Genomic DNA, 19,343 nt, shown 5'->3' on the forward strand with positions numbered 1-19,343 from the left:
CGGGATGTATTCTCGGACTCGTTCCATGGCCGAGAAGCGGGCCATTCTGGCGTCCCGGGGTTCCGCGCCCGCTGCCGTTCCATCCAATCTTGCATTGCGCGTGCCGAAGGGACTTTTAGCGTCCCTTGGCGTCGGTGTGACCTCGGCTGCACTTCGCAGTCTGGACGGCGGCCCACGTCAACCGCCGGCAGGAAACCAGCGCGCCTGCGGTCGACGGCCCGTCCTCTTGTCGCGTAGGAGAGTGCGATGACCGACATCAAGCTGCCCAAACAAGTCGTCGACAGGATTGAAGCCCGCTGGACCTCAAGATACGGCCCAGAGGAGAAGCGACGCTCCGGATTGATCGACCGGCGGCTCGAGCAACTTCGAGCGCACCGTAACAACATCTGGCGTTATCGGCGGCTACTGAAAACCCAACTTTCCGAGTTGGAGCGTCAATTCATCGAAAGACGCCTCGCCGAGGAGCTTGAAGCCGTAGAACGCGTGGCGTCTGACGTACCCCCCATCGGGACGTGCCTGACGTCAATCCCAGCCGCCGGAACATCGGGAGAAAGCCACCCATGATCGACCTTCAAAAGACACTTATCCGCGGCAGCGAGAAGATCATTGGACATTACCAGTATCTCCTTGCTACCGCGACCTCGGAACGGGAGCGCGAGCAGTTTCGCCAGCGCATCAACGAAGAGCAGCGACTGCTCGATAAGCTTCGACAGACGGAGCAGCCCGCCCGCGCGGCGTGAGAGGATGAGTTGGTTGCATGACGGAGTTGAAGAGTTTGCCGCTGGATGAGGCCATCCGACTTCGCTGGGTCTTGCGGGATATCAGAGCCAGGCGCTTCATCGTCAGCCCGCTCGATCCGGCCGACGAAGCTCACCCAGATGGACTACATCGAAATCCGTGACACGCTCCCCGTTCTGACGACCATGGGTATGGATGAGATTTGAAGAAACTAGCTCAGCATAGGTGGACTCGCTGAGTCAAAAGGGTGGTTGATAGGCCGACGACCATCGTACCAAAGGGACTGAGCAGAATAGGCGTGGCTGTGACAATTATCGCTTTCTGCGAGCAAGAAGATTGACTTTGACGACCTACATGGGCTGGGAGGGTAAAAATGTCTACCTATCTGCATACGCAAATCCGGCAGATGAAGCCGACGGAGATTACCCGCATTGTGACAGCTTACGAGCAAACCCTACATGCGCTCTGCGTCAAGGATCGCGATGACCCACTTACGGAAATGATCGCGAAGACAATCATCAAGGTCGCGCAGACCGATATCGCTGATCCTGCAGAGATTTCGGCGGAGGCGATCAAGCAATTAGAAGTCCGGTGACGGATGAGATATTCAAGGGAAGAGCGTCCCACATGATACTCACCGGCGCTGGGGTCTCGACGAATAAGCGCTCGTTCATCGTTTTGGAATTGCCGATGAAGATCGGGCTCTTGAGGTGGCACGGAGAATCGCTGAGCGCACGGGGCGTAAGGTGACGGTGCGTGATGCGAGCTGGGAAGAATTGATCACAATTCCGGGTGGGAAGAGGCACTGAGACCTTATGCGCGATGGCTCGGCTGATCGTAGTCCTCGGCCTCATTTCGTATCAAGAAAGGCAGCCTGGGCCGGCGACTGCGCCGCCATCTGTACTTGACATTGGGCAGCGACACGGCGGGGCATTTCCCATGCTGAGAACACCACGGCGGCCGCACCGTGAGCAAACTTGGCGCCGTACCCTATTTCAGAGACGTGCTGATCGTGCTGAAAGTTCCGGAGAGCTTCGTTCCAACGCCCTTCACCGCCGAAATGATCACAACGGCGATCCCCGCAGCGATCAGCCCATATTCGATAGCCGTCGCGGCAGTCTCGTCAGCCAGGAATTTTCGCAACATCTTCATTCGCGCACGCTAGGGAGAATGAATTAAGCTCCTGTGAAGGCGCACACAAAGGGGCAACGCTCGCCAGTGGCAAATTCCTAACCATGGAATCGGCGCGGGTTGCCCGTCCGCAGCCGGCGTCCGTTCCCTACGAGGCAATGCCCCGCCGTGCGGCTAGGTAGGCGGGGCTTTTGGACGCAAGCGGGGCAAGCAGACAGGGGTTACGAAGCGGTCAAGCGGAACCGGGTCGTCAGGCCGCATGCGATAGCATGGAACCGTTCGGTGCGGCCGGAATCGATTCGAGTGCTTCGGTGGGTCGGACAGCGGGCGCTCCCGGCCCGCCGCCGGAGCCGCTCCGCAGAAGAACCAAATTGGGTCTCTCCGCAAAGTCATCGCCGCCAGTTTCTTAATCCTCGAACCTCACCCAAGGACCTCTGATGGACGGGCCGCAGACCCGGGGCCGTCCGCTGCCTAGCCAGGAGGTTAGGGTCTTATGATCTACGGTGGCGGGCTCCCCGCGTTGAGAAGCTGGGAAACAGCGGTCACCAGTTGCGCAGGCGCGAACGGCTTGGTCAGCAGAATGCTGTTAGGGACACCGTGAGCGGTCCACTCTTCGGCGCTGTCGCCAGTCATGTAAACAATGGGGAACTCGGGGCGCATTTCTCTAACTTCGCGGGCAAGCTGCCAGCCGTCCATGACCTCGGGCCCGAGCCGGACATCGGTCACGAGGGCGCGGTATTGATCGCCAGCTTTTCGCAGGAAGCCCAATGCTTCCTCGCCGGACGAGATCATCACGCACCGAAAACCCGCCTCTTCAAGCGTTTCCTTCACGAAGCGCTGGACTAAGCATTCATCGTCAACCACGAGGACTTCGATCTGGTTCAAGGTCCATTTCTCTCTGCGTGAAACGACGCGCCGCCATCGCAGCGCCTGGACTGACGCGGGCCGCGTGCTCGGTTCCTGTAAAAATGTTCAAAAGTGAACGCTTCGCAGGATCAAGAGCAGACCATCTTCGTTAGCAAAATGGTGGCAGAGGCACAAAAGGAAGGATGGAAGCCATGGCAAACATGGCCGTCTCAGCGTCCGCTCACGCCCCTGATTCCCGTCCGGATTTAGAACCGGCGCACTGTCGGGCGATCTGTCGGGAGATCGGAGAGCGATTGCAGCATGACCTCAAGCCGGATGCTGCGCCAATGTCTCCCCGGCTGGAGAAGTTACTGCGCTGCCTCGACGAAGGCACACCCTGAAAAGAAGAAGGTATGCGGAACGCAGTTCCCGGTCGATCCGGCGCTGGGGCGCTCGAACGGACACAACACCGAGAGTCTCGTCCTCGCTATCCTGGCCAATGGGCCACATCCCAAACAGGGATTGCTCGAACCTGGCTCGAGTGCTCCGGCTGTTGCTCAAGGATGTTGTTCGAACGAGCCGAACTGATCGCTGCCCGCGCTGCCCGCGCTGACGTAGCGACCGTGAGAACTACTTTTGCGACACGCTAAGTTGCTTCGAACCGAATACCGACGCGATTCTCTTTTCGCCACACGATGCGGCATGGCAGCTGGGTGTCTGGGCCCATCACAAGCGTAAACCGATCTGGAATGCCGATAGGTGATGTTACGTCCAGTGCGGCCCCGGACATCGATAGATTACGCACAGTGCAATCGATTGCGCCACCACCGAACGAGATCGTGCCCGCTTTCAGCATCCGCCGTCGCTGTGCCGCTCGAAGTTCCATCACCGACCGCGTCACGATCAAGGTACAGACGACAACGCGCGAAACTGCCGCCACGCAACGTTCTGTTCGAAAGGATAAACGGACTTGGTTAATGGGGCGTCACCCGTCTCAAGACATTAAACGCGCCGTGATTACCAAGCGTTTACCCATCGCGCGCCGCTGCTGGGAGAACAATCCGGAATTAAGGACCTGTATGCGAGCGTGCTCGGAACGGAGCAACCCGGATGCCACACAACCGCCGCGAACTCGGCAAGACCCGCCTGCCACTATGGACTGCGGGATTTGTGGCGTTTGCTTGCCTCGCCATTCTTGTGCTGAGCGGGTGGCGAGAGTGGGAATCCCGCCAAGTCGATCTGAGAAATGCGGAAGTGGACATGGCCAATCTCGCCAACTCGCTGACGCAGCACGCCGATGACACGTTCGAGTTGGCGGACACGATCCTCATCGGCATGGTTGACCGCATGGAGATCGGCGGAACGAGCCCGGGGGCGATCGCCAAGGTGCAGACGTTTCTCCAGTCCAGGAAGTACAACAGGAAGCGCATCCGCGGTATCTTCATCTACGATGAAACCGGGCGTTGGCTTGCGACCACTGAAGACGTCGATCTGGCCGACCTCAACAACAGCGACCGCGACTATTTCCAGCGCCATCGCGCGTCGGCCGACCGCGGGACCTTGATAGGTCGACCGGTCAAGAGCCGGTCGGGAGGCCAATGGATCATCACTGCGTCCCGCCGGTTCAATCATCCGGATGGCAGCTTCGCTGGCGTCGTGTTGACCAGCATCGACGTGGCCTATTTCACGCAATTCTACCGGCGATTCGACATCGGCCCCAACGGCGCGGTATCGCTGTTGAGCGCCGACGGAATCATGCTGGCGCGCAGCGGCGACGACGAAGGCGCCTACGTCGGGCGCGACATGTCGACTTCGCCGCTTTTTCAGACGCTGCATCATCGCGCGGATGCCGGCGTCTACTATTTCAAATCTCCTCTCGACGGGCTGCAGCGGTTGAGCTTCTACCAGCTGAGCAAGCGTTATCCAATCCTGATCCTGGCGACGATGGCTCAGAACGACGCTTTGGCATCGTGGCGCCAGCAGGCAATCGTCCACATGACCATCGTTGCCGGCCTGACCATATCGATTGGTCTGATCGGCTTTTGGCTGGTGCGCTACCTCTCTCAGCGGCAGCGCATGGCGACAGCCCTGATAGCCAAAGAGGCGGACTTCCGTCTGCTGGCTGAGCAATGTAGCGACGTCGTCATGCGCATCGGCTTGGACGAGCGAATTCTCTATGCATCGCCGTCATGCGCCCGTGTGTTCGGTTGGGACCCTGCCAAATTGCTCGGAACGCCGGCGCTTGCGGGAATCAATCCTGAGGACCGGCCGCGGCTGGAACAGGCGATCGACGCCCTGAAGAGGGGAGAAGCCGAAGAGGCGCGGATCATTTACCGGACCCGCCATCGCGAGAAGAACTCGATCTGGGTCGAGACGGCACTGCGTGTCACCCGCTCCTCCATGAGCAATGAGATCGACGGCGTGGTGGCGATCTCGCGCGACATGACGGAGCAGAAGGATCTGCAGGACAAGCTCGCCGCGCTTGCCACTTCCGACGGCCTCACGGGCCTCGCCAACCGCCGGCACTTTGACGAGCGCCTCGCGGAGGAATGGGCGCGGGCGAAGCGCGACGGCACGCCGCTTTCGCTGTTTCTGATCGATGTCGATCATTTCAAGAAGTTCAATGATCAATACGGCCACCAGGCCGGCGATGCCTGCTTGCGCTCGCTGGCCCGGATTCTGGTTGCACAGGTCCGGAGGCCGGCAGACCTTGCCGCGCGGTACGGTGGCGAGGAGTTCGCGCTGTTGCTGCCGAACACCGACGCCGACGGCTGTGTAGAGGTCGGCGAACGCGTGCGCGAGGCACTTCGCGAATTGGGCATGCTGCACGCGCTGAATCCGCCCTCCAGGCTCGTTACGGTGAGTCTGGGCGGTGCGACCAACAATCCCACTCAGAGTGTGGCCGGGGAGTCCCTTGTGGCGGCAGCCGACCGGGCGCTTTATGCCGCCAAGGAGGCCGGGCGCGATCGGCTGGTCATGTCTGGGCAGGTGGTCGCTTGGCCCGGCGCAAAGACCGCGTGAGTCCTGAGGTGCTCGTCCCTGACCAGGTGCTCGTTGGGGAAGTGGGTCTTACCCAATTGCGCGAACGACTGAGGCGCAAGGGACGCTGGCTCACGGAAATGATCGCGAGACAATCATCAAGGGCCGCACTGACCGACATCGCTGATCCGGCGGCGGCTCCATCGATCAAGCAATTGGGAAATCCGGTAACGGATGAGATGAGGGCTTGCCGCTCGTCAGATGTTGATGCGGCTCCTCGCGGAATGACCAGGCCGACGCGCAAGTAGCCCCTATGCCGGGCTTGTGTCGTCCTCGAGACTGTCAAATCCACCGAGCTCGACGATTTTTTCGAGATCGCCAAGTGTGACCACTCTTCGCTTCAAATCGAGGATGCCCTGGGAGCGGAAAGCCTGAAGGACCCGGTTGACATGCACGACGCTTAGTCCAAGTGCGTCGGCCAGCTTCGATTGCGTAACCGGAAAACTAAACTGCTCGTTGGCTACCAATCCCATGGCTCCAAGTCGCTGGCGCAATTCCGCAATCAAATAGGCCAAGCGCCCCGACGCCGATCGCGTGCCCAGATTGACGATCCACTGTCGGAATAACGCGGCGTCAACAAGCGTTTCCCGCCAAAGCGCCCGCGCCAATGCCGGACGGGTGACGAGGATTCGTTCAAGTGAATCATGATTTATAAAGCCAAGCTGCGCTTTCGAGAGCGTCGTCAGGTCATGATCCATGCGCTTCAGCGGCAGGCCGTGGAGGTCGGGCATGTCGCCAGCAATGTGGAAAGACAGGATCTGCCGCTTCCCCTGTTCCGAAACCTTGGACCGGTAGGCGAAGCCGCTCAATATCACGCAGCACTGAGTACTGGGCTCCCCTTCGCGAATGATGACCGAATCTTCCGGATAATTCTTCACCGGAGCCACGATCGATCTTAGCGCCGCGATATCTGCGTCAGGCAACTCGGAGTGCAACCGCAATTTGCGGATCACCATCTCGATGGGCATCTCAGGGTTCCTTGAGAAGGCGTAAGGCGAGAAACAGTCCGCTGCCCGACCATACGCTTGGAACGAGCGCATATGTAATAAATTGTTTCGCAGGGTTTACCGCAATGATCCGGATCTGCCATCCAAGATGCTTTGTTATTTCTTTCATCTCTACCACGGTAAACGTTACGCCGATGAAACCGGCGTCGAACTTCCTGGCAAGGACGCTGCGTGGAAAGAGGCCACCTTCACCGCCGGACAACTCCTCCAGGACTTGGATGGCGCGCTCGTGCCGGGCCAGGAATGGCGACTGGAAGTAACCGATGAGGCGGAGAACCCAGTCTGCGTCATTCACGTTTTTGCCGAAAGGCACTGATCGTCGCCCAAAGGACGACATCGGGCCACGGTTGACAAGGCTCTGGTCTCTGCCGCATTCACTCGTTGCTCTTATTTTGTATCCTTATGGCGGCTCGTCGCCACTTCAGAACGAACATGGCCACACGCGCACCGCTGCGTTCGGTGATCCAAGCGCGCGCCGTGTTGGATCGTTGGGTAAGGTAAAGCTTGCTTAATTGGAACGTCAGGACGCAACATCTCTGCATTCAAGCCCGATACAGTAGCCGAAAATGCGCAGCTCAGATTCAATTGGAAAGCCAGGCACGCAAAAGCAGTCGCTCTCACCCTTCTTTCGGAAATAGCGCTTGTCGCGCCCTCGATTCGATCTTCACAAGTGGCGTGGAGTTCTCGTGCCGCGTCACCGTTCATGAGGTAGGGTCTTTTCGAGCAATGCACTGGTAACCCACTATCCGGGGTCAGGTAACGCGCCGGTTCTGCCGGCGAGCGACGTCCTCACTCCAGCCCTCGTGAGCGCCGCCATCAACTCGTCGGATCGGAATGGCTTCGTGAGCAGTTGGACTCCTCTTGCGACGGAGAAGCGTTTTCGAACATCCTCGTCGGCATAGCCGGTTGCGAGCACAATCGGTAGTTCGGGATACAAGGCGCGCAGCTCCGTAACCAACTCGTCGCCAGGTCGATCAGGTAATCCCAAATCGATGATAGCAGCCACCATATTCTCGATGCCCGATCCGGCCTTAGCAGAGGCCTCCTTGAAGTTGGTCGCGACATCGACCGCAAACCCGGCTTCCGCCAACATATCGGTGACGAGAAGATGCAGAAGAAACTCGTCTTCAACCAGGAGAACGCGGCCCGGATGTCGAACTCCACCGTCGAGCAATCCACGGATGCGAGTTCCGAGCGAAGCAAACGTAAATGGTTTGCTGAGCAACTCGATTTCTGGATCGAGCCTTCCCTCTCGAATGAGAATGTCGCCCGCGTAGGCCGTCGTGATAAGGGCTTTCAGTTCGGGACGCAGCGCCCGCGCACGATCTGCCAGCATCTTGCCGTTGATTTGGCCGGGAAGGCCCAGATCCGTGAACAATAATTGGATCCGTACCTCACTATTCAATAATTGCAGCGCAGCGGCCGCGTCGGCCGCTTCGAGCACCGTATACCCGAGTTCACGCAGGCTACGCACGGTGGTGGCGCGTACATCCTCGTCATCTTCAACCGTGAGGATTGTCTCGCCGTCGCGCGCACGCGGGACGGCCTCGAACTCGGACGACCGCTCGACGCCGGGTAGCGCCTGATCAGGCCGCATGATGGCCTTCGGAAGAAAAATATCGACCCTGGTCCCTACGTTGAGCTCGCTGGCAAGCCGAACATACCCGCCGCTCTGTTTGACGAAACCATAGATCTGGCTCAATCCAAGGCCTGTGCCCCGTCCATCGGGCTTGGTGGTGAAGAACGGTTCAAAGACGTGGCTAAGCACCTCTGGCGCCATACCTGTTCCGGTGTCGGCGACCGAAATCTTGACATGTGGCCTTTCTTCACCGTCGGCTTCGTCCGACTCGTCGCGCGTAAGATCGATGTTCTCGGTCGCGATCGTAAGTTCTCCGCCATCCGGCATCGCGTCACGCGCGTTGACGGCAAGGTTGAGGATCGTCGATTCCAACTCGGTCGGATCTACCTCGACCGGCCATAGCTCCGGCGGCACCTCGGTTCGCACGGCAATGCTCTCGCCTAACGTCCGCTGCAGCAAGTCCGTCATTCCGGCAATCAACTCGGAAAGGTCTACTCGGCGGAATTCCAGCGGCTTGCGCCTAGCGAAGGCGAGTAGTTTGCTGGTCAACTGTACAGCTTGCTGTGCTCCTCGGATCGCGTTGTCGAGCATGACCGTTAGCGCCCCATTGTCGCGAGCAGTCCGGCGCCGCGCAGCTTCGAGATTACCTAACACGACGGTGAGCAGATTGTTGAAGTCGTGCGCGATGCCAGCGGTAAGGCGCCCGACCGCCTCCATCTTTGCGGCGTGACGCATGCGATCTTCCATGGCGCGGCGTTCGGACACATCGCGAATGCTCGCCAGACGTGCTGGCTGACCATTCCAGCTGGTCTCTACGGTGCGGATTTCCGCATCCACCAGCCCGCCGCCGGGTTGATGGATCGCAATCTCGCTCATGTCGCCGACCACGATCGGTAATCCGATCGGCGAACCGATCAATGCGTCTGCCGGCTGACCAAACAGGCGCTCGGCTGCCGGATTAGCGAACAGCACTAGGCCACCTTCGTCGACGACGATGATGCCGTCAGCATTTTTCTCGATCAGGAATCGGATGTCCGATTGCTTGATATTGGAGCCGATGTCAGTTTCCGTCATGCCCGTCTCACGCACTTTTGTGTTTCGTGCGCAAAGTCACTCTCTGAAAACGTTCGGCGCTTCCTTGAACGGTTCTCCAAGATGCATGCCTGTGCCGTCGATGGAAAATCGTCTGATCTCCTTGGCATGCTCGCTGCCGCGCATCTTCAGCACCATCAAGCCGCGGTGCATGGTTTCCCGTTCTTGGATGTATCGCAGCAAGATAATCGAATCGGTCATGGTTGAGATGTGCTGTTCACTCGCGCTCTCGCCGCCGAGCAGCGACTTGCTTGTTGCGGTGCAGAGACCGGCGATCTCCCGCTTCTTGATGAAGGACGTCAAACTGATCAAGAACTCGCGGAAGCCGGTTTCAGGGGCGATGCGCTCCAGCGCCGATAGGCTGTCGACAGCGATACGGTTGGGCTTGAATTCATCGACCATACCCTGGATCGTCAGCAGGTGATCGGGCAGGCCTTGCGCCTCGGGGTAGAGGCTGACGACCTTCAGTTTGCCGTCGGCCTCCATGCGCGCGAAATCGGCACCCCAGCCGCTGGCGTTGCGGAACAGCTGACCGCGGCTTTCCTCGTAGCCGAACATGATGACCTTTTCTCCTGCCTCAACTCCGCCGGACACGAAATTGGTCACCAGGAGCGTCTTGCCCGTGCCCGTCGCCCCGCTGACGAGCGTCACGCTGTCGCGGAAGAAGCCGCCGCCGCACATCTCGTCGATATCGACGTTGCCGCTCGTGACCCGCAATGTGCTCGAGTGCTGCTCCAGGCGAAGCGACGACAACGGTATAGCCACCACGCCTCGCCCGCCGAGCAGCGTGAATGGCGCTTCACCCTCGACGTGGTGGCTACCACGCATTTTTAGGACCTCGATCGTGCGGCGACGCTTTTCACGATAGAGCACGTTCCGCAAGATGATCACGTTATCCGCGACGAATTCCTCAAGCCGGTGGCGGGTAATCTCGCCGTATTCGCTGTTGCGCTCCGCCGTCATCAATACGGTAAGTCCCGTCTTCTTCAGTGCGGTACTTATGTGAAACAGCTCACGACGCAATATCTTCGGATCGCCGATAAAGTGATCGAACAGTTGAGTGAGTGAGTCGAGAACCACCCGCCGCGCATTGACACTCTTGGCGGCGTGCTGGATCCGCGACAACAATCCTGCGAGGTCGAAGTCGCCGATCACGAGTTCATCATTCGCCGGCGGACTGGCATCGACGAAGGCGAGACGGCCTTCCTTCTTCCACCTTGCCAAGTCCCAGCCGAAGCCGCTCATATTGGCCTGAATGTCAGCGGGCGGCTCCTCGAACGTCACCAAGACACCGTTTTCGTCGAACTGAGTGATGCCGTGAGCGAGAAATTGGGTCGCGAACACAGTCTTGCCGCTGCCGGGCGTACCGCCGACCACGGTGGTGCGTGCCCGTGGCAGCCCGCCCATGACCAATTCATCGAATGCTTCGACGCCAGTCTTGACCCGCTCCAGGACGCCTGTGATCTCCATTTCCTCAGTGCTCATGCCTCGTCCTCTTGATCGATACCGAGAAACTCAAGAACTCGCACCGTGTCACTGAGGTCGCCGACAATGCGTCGGGTACGGACCGAATCTTCGTAGGAGAGGGTCGGCGTGGCGATGATTCGCGCGCTTTCTGCGAGCTCCGGCCGATCGAGCACGTCGATGATCTCGACATCCCATCCGTGGGCGCCGATGGACTCCCGCAAACGCTCAAGATTCTGTTGGGCCCGGCGTGAACTAGCGGAATTGCCGGCGATATAGAGTCGAAGCAAGCGTGCGGCCACGGAGGCATTGCCTTATCTTCTGACCGTCGGCCCAATGGCTGCAGCGCCGCGCAACGGCACTGCAGCATTCGAGTTACGGAGCTCCCAGTGAACACCATGAACCAGTTGAGGGAACAACAAGCACCGGTCGTGCGCAAGAGAGCGAAAAATACCAAAGTACTAGTATGCCTGCAGTCGCTAAAGCGCCTGCAGGTCGGACGGCGGCCGGCGACTTCGTCTGTTACGCAAGCTCTCAGCGGTGATGCCGCGCTCGCGGACCCAGAGTATCGCGGCACTTCGCCGGTTGACCCCAATCTTGCGGTAAAGCGACGCGATGTGGTTGCGCACGGTATTGTGGGAAACCTTGAGGTCCGCGCTCATCTCAAGGTCGCTCTTGCCTTGGCAGATCAACCCTAGAATCTCTTTTTCGCGATCGGTCAGAACGTCGAGCTCCTGCATCGCAGGGGCGGAAGATGCAAAGCGCAATGTCTTAAGTCGATCGATAACGCTGCGCGCGAATGACGAGGTATCGGCCAGGACTGACTCCATCGCGGTCATAACTTCGCGTTCAGTGGATTGACGCTCCTGAATCACGCAGACCAGAGTTGATATTCCTCTAATGTTCAGGGTTTCGGCGGATATCAAACAGTCGACGGCGTCGCTGCTCTCTCGGAGTGGCAGCTCGAACTGCTTCATCTCCCCGTCGAAGCGGCTTTGAGCCGTGCGGTCCATTCCGACCATTCGGCCGCTGGCATCAACGAATATTACTCCGCCGCAAATTGCGGAAATGATTCGTTCCAATCGCGCGTGCCCGCGCGCATCATCACTCACCACCTGGTCCATGACTGGTTCCCTGTGTTGCTGATCGGTCAATTCGGGTTGGGTTGCCCCGTCAACGTGCGGAGGGTGGATCTGGTTCCTCTTGACCAAATACCTAGTAGTTTTGCGTCATTTTATGCAGCCGGGGGAACCTTCCCGGCGCTATTTGCGTGGTCGATCAAGACACGACACAGGGCTCGATGTGCATCGCAAGTCAGCCCTGCCTCGAGTTTCCTACCAATTGCGCGCGATCGCCTCCCCAGCCACAAATGCCGCTGCCGATTGCCCGCCTTCCATGCCGAATTTGCTGGTCGGAAATCTCTTCGACTGCACGTCCTGAATGCATTCCCGTTTGCGTATAGGAAAACGTTGGTCGAAAGCTTACCGCAGCGCGGTAAGCGACGCTTTCCGCACACGGCCCGTCGGCAGCCACGACCGCGTCACATCCTAATTGCCCTTTCCGTGGAAGCGCGCGACTTCGGGTCTTCTGACAGCCATGCGGCGCAGATATACGGTGGGATCCGCCGCGGCGATCACGGTATCCTTCTTCGTCAGGTCGGCGATAATATCGTCGGGCATCATCGGTTGGCTCGCCTTCCTGATGATTGCAACGATCTCACCATCCACGATGTCGTGGTAGCTCGCTTGGCGAAGATCGGGGCGAAAAGACAACGAACCCTTCGCCAGCGATGGCGTGGGAGTTCCGTAGCGAGACTCTCATGAAAGCCCATGTTTGCAGGGTTCGGGAGATTAGGGCCTTGCCGTCGTCCAGCTTGTCTCCTTAACGCGTCTTAGTTGGAGTGCTCGAAGGATGGTTGCGTGGACTTGAATGCTTCGCGACCCAGTCCTTGAAGTCCCCCTCGCTTCAATCGCCGGACGCCAACTCGACCATCGCATCGGCGGTTTCCTCTCGAGGAGGGGCGAACTCGATCTCGTTTAGATTCAACAAGGAGCGGACGACCATCAGAGCCGTTCTTTTATTGCCATCAACGAAAGTATTGCCATCAACGAAAGGATGCGAACGAATGATACCAGACGCGACGGCGACCGCCGCATCAACTATCGACTCCGTCATATCGACGGAGTGCCTCCGTAGGTCAGACAAAAATCTGCACGCCCAATTGCTCCCTCGAGAAGCGCCCTGTCGCGCACCCCGGCGGCGCCTCCGTACTGGGTGATCAGCATATCGTGCAACAGCATGATCTCTCTTGCTGTTAGTGGCTTGAACTCCATAGCTATTCACGTCACCGATCGACAATTCGCGGAAAGCATGTCATGCTCCTCCATGAAGGAAAGAGCGTCGGAAACGATTTTTCCCATTCGGCTGTCGTCCGGAATGAGCACGACAGCTCCAGGTACCGGGGTGGCAATGAGATGTTCCCCTCGGCTGACGCCCAAATGCTCGAGTGTCGGCTTCGGAAGGATCACTCCGCTGGGATCGCCAATGGCGCGGACGCTAAGAGTTGTAGCCTTGTTCGCGATATTGATTGATCATCCTCCACGTTACAATCTACATTATAATGCGTTCTCGCGGCCTATCAATCGAGCCCGGGGCGCCACATATCCGGCAGGTGTCCAGGGCCGACCCGCATCCCAATAGCCCTTGCCGTGGAATCGCACGACCTCTGGTCTTCTGATTGCCATACGGCGCAGATAGACGACGGGGTCGGCAGCGGCGATCACAGCACCCTTCTTCGTCAGGCCCGCGATGATGTCGTCGGGCGTCATCGGTTGGTTCGCCTTCCTGATCATTGCCACGACCTCATCGTCCACGATGTCATGGTAGCTCGCCTGGCGCTCGATAGAAAAAACACGCCCCATGAAGGAGCGCTGGCGAAGCCACCAACCAGCGCCAACGATGTAGACGAAATCCTGCTTCTCCTCGTTCATGGTGGTGTAGAAGAAGGCATCTTGGTCGGACGGGCCGATCCGGATCTTCTTGCGGAGCAGCGTGAGAATTTCCTTGGACTCAATGGGGCGCTTTGCCTTATCGAGGATGCGCCGCGTCTCGTCGATCACAGCCTGGCGCGCGGGCGGCGGCATTTCGAGTGAAACTTCGCCCGCCTTCAGACGATCAAGGAATGGCTCCACTTCGGCGCGCAGGTAACCCGAGTTCAGGCATTGGGCCAGCTTCTTGTCAGGCTTGAACCCGGCGCGCTCGATCTGATCCTTCAGTGTCGGGAAGAAGCCGCCGACGCGCTCGCGGATCTCTCCCATCATGATGAACTTTCGTGCGAACGCCTCCACCTGCTTTGCCGGCAATGCCTTTGCGCCCTTCTCCAAGCCGGCAAACATGCCGATGGTTATCGCTCGGCTCAGTCCACGCGAATTTAGCCGCATCAATCGCGCTGCAGCGGCGAACGGTATCATTTCATTGGTCGACGGTTTGACCGCAACCTCCAACTCGCTCTCATCGATGAGCAGCCCGCGCAGGCCATTGCCGCCCTTCAAGCGCTCCCGAACTTGCAACTTGCCGTCGAGAATGAGGCGCACGCAGCCACCAATCGTGGCGACACGACCACGCCCGAGACTGGAGATGGGCAGCAACGATGTCGAAGCCTTGACGACGACCGGTGCGCCGCCGGCAAGTCCATCCAGCAGGGCATCAACGTCGGCAGGACGGAACACGAAGACGTGGCGCTGGCCGCCGCCATTGACCGCCGGCACCAGCGAACCGTTGCCCATGATCTCGCGCATCGGTCGCAAGCCGATCCCAAGACGCTTCTGGGTCTCTTCCTGAGAAAGCGCCCCCTTCAGGTCACGCGCGATCCGCTCAACTTCCTCGATGGGAAAGGATAGCTGACTTCCAGAACGCTTTTCGGTCCGGATAAGACCGAGCGCCAGACCAATGTTCTTCATCGCAAAGACGGACGTCCCCGCTTTTGCGGCAGCTGCCTTGAGCGAAAGCTTTCGACGCGCTTGATCGGTAAGCTTACCGAGCCTGGCCTTCGGCACCACCGGAAAACGGGCTGCCCCATGCAGGAGGAAAGCTTCCGCCAGGAGCGGGGAGAATTTTACGCCTCGTTTATGATTGAACCAGTGGTAAAGCCAACCGTAGCAGTGGCCGAAGCCCCGATCCTGGTCACCTCCTTGGGCTATATAGCCGTCGTAGATGCGGGTTAGCACTTCGTCTAGTTTACCGTCCGCGAGAGCTTCGAACCCGCGCGCCTGTACCTGCCCGAGCGGAATGCCTAGCGACTTTGCCGAACGCCATGCGAGGCTGTAACCCTCGCAGGCTGAACCGATGCGCTCCAAAGTCTTGAATACGTCGGCCACCTCGAGCGCATCAAGCACAGCGACACGTTCTGACGATCCTATACCGAAGCGCGACAGAATGTATGCGTCCGACCGCAGCACCTTGGCGTCGGCCTGCCGGCGATCGAACCGATGGCGGTCCTGTGCGCCGCAATGCGTACAGATCGACACGCCGGCGTCACGCCAACTAAGTTCGGCGCCGCATGGGCATGCGCTGACTAGTTCCAATCGATGCCGCGGACACGCGGATACCGGAACGAGATCCCACCAGAACCGATGGTGATCGGATTCGACGATACACGCGGGGCAGAGCCTGCGAACGCCGAAGTGTAGATACTTATTGACCACATGGCCGCGCAGCACCAGCTTGTTGTCCTCCCTGAGAACGGGACTGTTTGCAAGAAGCGTCGCAGTCGTCGTTCTCGCTTCGGATGCGAGCCGCTGGATGTGCTCGTGGACACCACGGGCGACGCCGGCACGCCGGACACCCACGTCAACGACGGTGCTGTCCGTCGAGGGATGACCGTTCTCTTCAGCCAAGCGCAGCAGAAAGCCGAGCGCGCTTTCCTCGGACCGCACTTGGTCCCAGGCATAGAGCCCGATCGGTCGCCGAAGCGATGTCCCCAGCATCAATCGCGCCCTGCGATGGCGTCGCTGACGCGCCGGCGCGAGCGTTTGCTCATATGCCGCTCAAGTTGCTTCTTGGCGAGTCCGGTCGAGACTAGCTTCTTCTGCCTTATCGAGCCGAAGCCAGCGTCCACCGATGGAAACTCCATCAAGAACCAGTTGTCCTTGTCGTCGCATTGACTTGATTCGCGATAGGCTTCCGCGAAGTGGCTCTTGTTGATCCATGCCGATCCATCGTAGATGGCCAAAGTCGCGGCCTCATAGATCAGCGGCATGATCCTGCCGATGAAGCCGCCACCCGCTTGGTGGATCCGCAGTGCCATATCTGGCGTTGAAAGCTTTGATGGTTTGTCGAAGGGCAACACGCAATCGGCGGCATCCCTGCGATCGATCAGGGCCATCAACTCGCGGAATTCCGTCGGTTCCTGCACCTCGTCACCGACGATATTGCCCTTCTTGTCAAGCTCTGGATAATCATTAACCGTGCATCGAAACGGCTCGAGCACCACCTTCTTTTTGACGAGCCGGTCGAGCTGGTCGTTGGCGGTCGCCAGATCCAGCGCATGGGTCAGACCGACGCACACCACCTGGACCCGCGATTTGATCAGCAACTTGAACACGTCGCCCGCATCATAAGTGTTCATATTTCCCTCGACGATGTGCTGCGCCTCGTCGAAGATAATCATCTTGATGCCCTGCCTCTTCACGGCCTTGTTGACACGAATCTGGGCCTCACCGAATTTGAAGCCGGCGGGCAAATTCACCTGGATGGCGTCGGCCGTGTCTCCGAGGAATGAATTGAAGGTCGTGTTCTTGCCGACGTAAACGACCGCGATCGGACGTTTGATTCCCTTCTCGGTCTCATGGACGATGGGACGTAGATCCGTGCCGGCGATCTCGGGCCGTGACCATGTCCCAGAGGGATCCTCGGCGCGCAGCTCCTCGTAAATGCGATCCGTAAAGAGGCGAACGCCGGTGGTCTTGCCTACGCCCGTCTCCCCCACAATGAAGGCACCGTCGCCTTCAGGCCCAGTTCCGGCGGTGTCGAACAGCCGAAACAGCCGTTGATCGATCCGCTGGGAATCCGCCGTCTCGAACATACGCTGCTTCAGGTACGCGACGCGGTCTCTCGGCTTCCAATCCGCGAATTTCTTCGGCTTCTGCATTCCGTTCATTCCTCTTCCCTAGTGCCGCCGTAGTCTATCGGCCTCATCTTGATCTTCGGTTTCGGCGCTGGTTCCGGTCTTGGTGCCTGAGACGGTACGGCTTCGTCCTTCTGGGCGGTGGCAGCAGACGGCGTATGCTCGTCATTTTCCGTCTGCTCCTCAGTGCGATCTTCGGCACCGCTCGTTCGCCCGGTCGCCTCGTGCTCCTCACCACCCGCGAGCGCCTTGTTGCGCGCACCCTTGTTGATCTTCCGGCGCTTCGGGTCTGTGAACGGAGCATGCGGCTGCAGCGGCGGCGACTCCACCGGGGTGATGCCGATGGTATGGGAGCCGGGAGGCTTCATTTCGGGATCGAGGCGTTCGGGGCGGATCGCACTCCAGGCTGAACCCGCGCTGACGAACCGCTTGAACCGTTGCGGTGCCTTGCCCTTTCGGCGCTCCCGTACGCGCTCCTTAACGTATTCTCCAATTTCCTCCAAGGCTCGGGCCAGCGCAGCCTCTTCGCTCAGAGCATCGTCCTCCGCGATGCGCCGCCGGAGCTTGGCGATCGTGCACCATTGATTGAGAGAAAGGCCACGCGCTTCCGTTGGTTCGACGAGCTGGCCTTCGACCCACTTCTCTCTATGTTCGTCGTAGATGTAGGCGATCGAAATATCGAGCGGATCGATCCTGACCTTCACGTTGGCAGAATCCGGAAGAAAGGCGCGCGCTCGCGCGAATTCCGGAGATTCCCAGCGCAGTCCCATGTAGCGGATGCCGCTTTTTTGCAGTGAACGCGGCACCACTAATCCGGTCATGGGTATTAGCAGGTCAGCCGGCGGCTCCCGCGGCGGCGGAATTTCGTGCAATCCCTCCGCCCAGGCCTGGGCCGGCGAGCGACCGAGCTTGCTATGCTGGGTATGGTGGTAGACGTCGATGACCCACTTGGCGACGATCCAGTTCACCTCATGGATCGTGAGCACCGCGAACTCCTCGGAGTCGTAGAACTTGCGATCCTCCCATTTCGACAACACCGTGCCTGGAATGGTGTGAATGATCTGCTCCTCGAGAGTCCTGAACCAGCGCTCGATCTTGCCCTTGAACCACGGCTTGCGAGGCGGCGCGTGCTTGAGCTCGAAATCCAGCGCGACCTTGGCCTCCTCCATAGAGATCGACTTGAAATCGCGACCGTGGTCCGTGATCAGCCGTCGCGGAACGCCGAAGCAATCCCATGTCCGCGTGATTCCACCGAGACCGGCGATGATCCAGTCCTTCTTCATCACGGCCACGCGCAAGGCATCCATGATGCTCGCCCATGACGGTGGGGCGAAACTCAGGGAAAAGCCCACGATGCAGCGCGAATATCGATCGATGATAGCGGTCATCCAAGGACGGCCGACGATCTGCATGGTGCTCTCGTCGATTACCAGAATGTCCAGTAGGGTGTGGTCGACCTCCCACTGGCGGTTGACGAGATTACCCTGCGGCCCGAGTTGCACCGACTGCGCCTGGCGTTTTGCCTCTCGCATGTTCGCGGTCGCCACCAAGACCTCGAACTTGTCGCGCTCGCGCAGCATGCGCGCAAGTAGGTTCCCGCCGATGCGACCGCCTCGTCCAAGCAGTACAGGCGCCTCGCCGCGACCTGCGGCCGCTGTCTTAAGCCGCTCGTTTGCGAGAATCCTAGCCTGGCGGAAGCTTGACGGCGTCGGTACCGCAAGCTTCTCGTTGATCAGCCGATTGATTTCATCGATCTGCCATTGAGGGTAGCGTGTCTCGCGGCGGCCCTTAGCCCAATTGCACGGCACCAAGGCGCGCACGTCGCGGCCCGCAGTCACGAAGATCCGATACCAAGTTCGCACCTGGCGAACGGAGGGCTGCTTCTCCGGCGGGATCTTCCAACATCTGCAGATCTCTTCGACGATACGTAGGATGATCTTCTTCCTTGCGCGCAGGTTCGCCGGTTCAACCTTGTCGAGCTTGCGCACGAACAACGCGCGCGCGAGCGCGGTCTTGCGTTCAGCCGGAGTAAAGGTACCCCAATCAATGCGAAGGCTGTGCTTCCGGGCATTGCTGAGCTTCTGATATGGCTTATCGTCGCGCAGCCGATAGGCCAACGCCATCTGCATCTGTACGACTTCGCTCAGGACGATCTGGGAGCCGGCCTCCTTGTCATAGAAGACGCGGCCGCCGCTGATGACCGGACCGGCGGAATACTCCTTGCCATCGATCCTGACTGGCGCCCCGGTCTGGATCCTTACGGGTACCTGTACGCTCATTTCGTTTCGCCCCCGCTCGAAGGATTCCACGCCAGCAAGAATCA

At 59.3% G+C, this 19,343-nt stretch carries 18 protein-coding genes; 5 read left to right on the forward strand and 13 right to left on the reverse strand.

The genetic code is table 11. The features are described from left to right. Positions 1–246: 246 nt before the first annotated feature. The 3 genes from BRSPCE3_RS22335 to BRSPCE3_RS22345 all read left to right on the forward strand — a co-directional run bounded on the left by BRSPCE3_RS22335 (position 247) and on the right by BRSPCE3_RS22345 (position 1,333). A complete protein-coding gene (locus tag BRSPCE3_RS22335) occupies positions 247–564 on the forward strand; it encodes a hypothetical protein (protein ID WP_244068271.1) in 318 nt (105 codons plus the stop codon). Beyond that, positions 561–740, forward strand: a complete 180-nt coding sequence (locus tag BRSPCE3_RS22340; protein WP_244068273.1) for a hypothetical protein — start codon at positions 561–563, stop codon at positions 738–740. The genes BRSPCE3_RS22335 and BRSPCE3_RS22340 overlap by 4 nt, the downstream gene beginning before the upstream one ends. A 371-nt stretch (positions 741–1,111) precedes the next feature. Beyond that, positions 1,112–1,333 carry a hypothetical protein gene (locus tag BRSPCE3_RS22345; protein ID WP_244068275.1) on the forward strand — a complete coding sequence of 74 codons (222 nt, stop codon included), beginning with the start codon at positions 1,112–1,114 and terminating at the stop codon, positions 1,331–1,333. A 395-nt stretch (positions 1,334–1,728) separates the two neighbouring features. Here the strand turns inward: BRSPCE3_RS22345 and BRSPCE3_RS22350 are convergent, their stop codons facing one another. The 3 genes from BRSPCE3_RS22350 to BRSPCE3_RS22360 form a co-directional block, all read right to left on the reverse strand. After that, the gene (locus BRSPCE3_RS22350) at positions 1,729–1,890 is read right to left on the reverse strand and encodes a Flp family type IVb pilin (RefSeq protein ID WP_244068277.1); all 162 of its coding nucleotides are present in this window, start codon (positions 1,888–1,890) and stop codon (positions 1,729–1,731) included. Positions 1,891–2,367: 477 nt separating this feature from the next. After that, positions 2,368–2,754: a response regulator gene (locus BRSPCE3_RS22355; RefSeq protein ID WP_244068280.1), complete on the reverse strand. Its 387-nt coding sequence runs from the start codon at positions 2,752–2,754 to the stop codon at positions 2,368–2,370. A 607-nt stretch (positions 2,755–3,361) separates the two neighbouring features. After that, positions 3,362–3,601, reverse strand: a complete 240-nt coding sequence (locus BRSPCE3_RS22360) for a PilZ domain-containing protein (RefSeq protein WP_244068657.1) — start codon at positions 3,599–3,601, stop codon at positions 3,362–3,364. 224 nt (positions 3,602–3,825) lie between these two features. Between BRSPCE3_RS22360 and BRSPCE3_RS22365 the strand changes: the two genes are divergently transcribed. Then, positions 3,826–5,736: a sensor domain-containing diguanylate cyclase gene (locus tag BRSPCE3_RS22365; RefSeq protein WP_244068282.1), complete on the forward strand. Its 1,911-nt coding sequence runs from the start codon at positions 3,826–3,828 to the stop codon at positions 5,734–5,736. Positions 5,737–6,005: 269 nt separating this feature from the next. Here the strand turns inward: BRSPCE3_RS22365 and BRSPCE3_RS22370 are convergent, their stop codons facing one another. Continuing rightward, positions 6,006–6,722 (reverse strand): Crp/Fnr family transcriptional regulator, encoded by a 717-nt coding sequence (locus tag BRSPCE3_RS22370; RefSeq protein ID WP_244068284.1) that lies wholly within the window; start codon positions 6,720–6,722, stop codon positions 6,006–6,008. 127 nt (positions 6,723–6,849) lie between these two features. On the opposite strand from BRSPCE3_RS22370, the gene BRSPCE3_RS36185 reads away from it, so the two are divergent. Next, positions 6,850–7,077 carry a DUF6894 family protein gene (locus BRSPCE3_RS36185; RefSeq protein ID WP_375709947.1) on the forward strand — a complete coding sequence of 76 codons (228 nt, stop codon included), beginning with the start codon at positions 6,850–6,852 and terminating at the stop codon, positions 7,075–7,077. A gap of 426 nt (positions 7,078–7,503) precedes the next feature. On the opposite strand, the gene BRSPCE3_RS22380 is transcribed toward BRSPCE3_RS36185, so the two are convergent. From BRSPCE3_RS22380 to BRSPCE3_RS22420, 9 genes are all read right to left on the reverse strand, one after another. Further along, a complete protein-coding gene (locus tag BRSPCE3_RS22380) occupies positions 7,504–9,414 on the reverse strand; it encodes a response regulator (protein ID WP_244068287.1) in 1,911 nt (636 codons plus the stop codon). Positions 9,415–9,450: 36 nt separating this feature from the next. Next, positions 9,451–10,917: a circadian clock protein KaiC gene (gene kaiC, locus BRSPCE3_RS22385; protein WP_244068289.1), complete on the reverse strand. Its 1,467-nt coding sequence runs from the start codon at positions 10,915–10,917 to the stop codon at positions 9,451–9,453. Next, positions 10,914–11,198 carry a circadian clock KaiB family protein gene (locus BRSPCE3_RS22390; RefSeq protein WP_244068291.1) on the reverse strand — a complete coding sequence of 95 codons (285 nt, stop codon included), beginning with the start codon at positions 11,196–11,198 and terminating at the stop codon, positions 10,914–10,916. The genes kaiC and BRSPCE3_RS22390 overlap by 4 nt, the downstream gene beginning before the upstream one ends. 177 nt (positions 11,199–11,375) lie before the next feature. Beyond that, positions 11,376–12,020: a response regulator transcription factor gene (locus BRSPCE3_RS22395; protein ID WP_244068293.1), complete on the reverse strand. Its 645-nt coding sequence runs from the start codon at positions 12,018–12,020 to the stop codon at positions 11,376–11,378. Between the two features lie 423 nt (positions 12,021–12,443). Continuing rightward, positions 12,444–12,668, reverse strand: a complete 225-nt coding sequence (locus tag BRSPCE3_RS22400; RefSeq protein ID WP_244068295.1) for a hypothetical protein — start codon at positions 12,666–12,668, stop codon at positions 12,444–12,446. Positions 12,669–12,861: 193 nt separating this feature from the next. Then, on the reverse strand, positions 12,862–13,071 hold the full coding sequence (locus BRSPCE3_RS22405; RefSeq protein WP_244068297.1) for a hypothetical protein: 210 nt from the start codon (positions 13,069–13,071) through the stop codon (positions 12,862–12,864). Between the two features lie 440 nt (positions 13,072–13,511). Next, positions 13,512–15,881 (reverse strand): TniQ family protein, encoded by a 2,370-nt coding sequence (locus BRSPCE3_RS22410; protein WP_244068299.1) that lies wholly within the window; start codon positions 15,879–15,881, stop codon positions 13,512–13,514. Then, positions 15,881–17,044, reverse strand: a complete 1,164-nt coding sequence (locus BRSPCE3_RS22415) for an AAA family ATPase (RefSeq protein WP_244068301.1) — start codon at positions 17,042–17,044, stop codon at positions 15,881–15,883. The genes BRSPCE3_RS22410 and BRSPCE3_RS22415 overlap by 1 nt, the downstream gene beginning before the upstream one ends. A 5-nt stretch (positions 17,045–17,049) precedes the next feature. After that, entirely contained in the window at positions 17,050–19,299 is a 2,250-nt protein-coding gene (locus BRSPCE3_RS22420; protein ID WP_244068303.1) for a Mu transposase C-terminal domain-containing protein, read from the reverse strand. Positions 19,300–19,343 lie beyond the last annotated feature (44 nt).

Origin of the sequence: Bradyrhizobium sp. Ce-3, assembly GCF_022835695.1 — a bacterium.
Lineage (GTDB): Bacteria > Pseudomonadota > Alphaproteobacteria > Rhizobiales > Xanthobacteraceae > Bradyrhizobium.

Excerpts from the sequence above, each read along its gene's own strand:
- BRSPCE3_RS22350 (WP_244068277.1), bottom strand. The coding sequence starts at position 1,890 with ATGAAGATGTTGCGAAAATTCCTGGCTGACGAGACTGCCGCGACGGCT.
- BRSPCE3_RS22415 (WP_244068301.1), bottom strand. The coding sequence starts at position 17,044 with ATGCAGAAGCCGAAGAAATTCGCGGATTGGAAGCCGAGAGACCGCGTC.
- BRSPCE3_RS22365 (WP_244068282.1), top strand. The coding sequence starts at position 3,826 with ATGCCACACAACCGCCGCGAACTCGGCAAGACCCGCCTGCCACTATGG.
- BRSPCE3_RS22410 (WP_244068299.1), bottom strand. The coding sequence starts at position 15,881 with ATGCTGGGGACATCGCTTCGGCGACCGATCGGGCTCTATGCCTGGGAC.
- BRSPCE3_RS22380 (WP_244068287.1), bottom strand. The coding sequence starts at position 9,414 with ATGACGGAAACTGACATCGGCTCCAATATCAAGCAATCGGACATCCGA.
- BRSPCE3_RS22345 (WP_244068275.1), top strand. The coding sequence starts at position 1,112 with ATGTCTACCTATCTGCATACGCAAATCCGGCAGATGAAGCCGACGGAG.
- BRSPCE3_RS22420 (WP_244068303.1), bottom strand. The coding sequence starts at position 19,299 with ATGAGCGTACAGGTACCCGTAAGGATCCAGACCGGGGCGCCAGTCAGG.
- BRSPCE3_RS22335 (WP_244068271.1), top strand. The coding sequence starts at position 247 with ATGACCGACATCAAGCTGCCCAAACAAGTCGTCGACAGGATTGAAGCC.
- BRSPCE3_RS22405 (WP_244068297.1), bottom strand. The coding sequence starts at position 13,071 with ATGACGGAGTCGATAGTTGATGCGGCGGTCGCCGTCGCGTCTGGTATC.
- kaiC (WP_244068289.1), bottom strand. The coding sequence starts at position 10,917 with ATGAGCACTGAGGAAATGGAGATCACAGGCGTCCTGGAGCGGGTCAAG.
- BRSPCE3_RS36185 (WP_375709947.1), top strand. The coding sequence starts at position 6,850 with ATGCTTTGTTATTTCTTTCATCTCTACCACGGTAAACGTTACGCCGAT.
- BRSPCE3_RS22340 (WP_244068273.1), top strand. The coding sequence starts at position 561 with ATGATCGACCTTCAAAAGACACTTATCCGCGGCAGCGAGAAGATCATT.
- BRSPCE3_RS22360 (WP_244068657.1), bottom strand. The coding sequence starts at position 3,601 with ATGGAACTTCGAGCGGCACAGCGACGGCGGATGCTGAAAGCGGGCACG.
- BRSPCE3_RS22395 (WP_244068293.1), bottom strand. The coding sequence starts at position 12,020 with ATGGACCAGGTGGTGAGTGATGATGCGCGCGGGCACGCGCGATTGGAA.
- BRSPCE3_RS22370 (WP_244068284.1), bottom strand. The coding sequence starts at position 6,722 with ATGCCCATCGAGATGGTGATCCGCAAATTGCGGTTGCACTCCGAGTTG.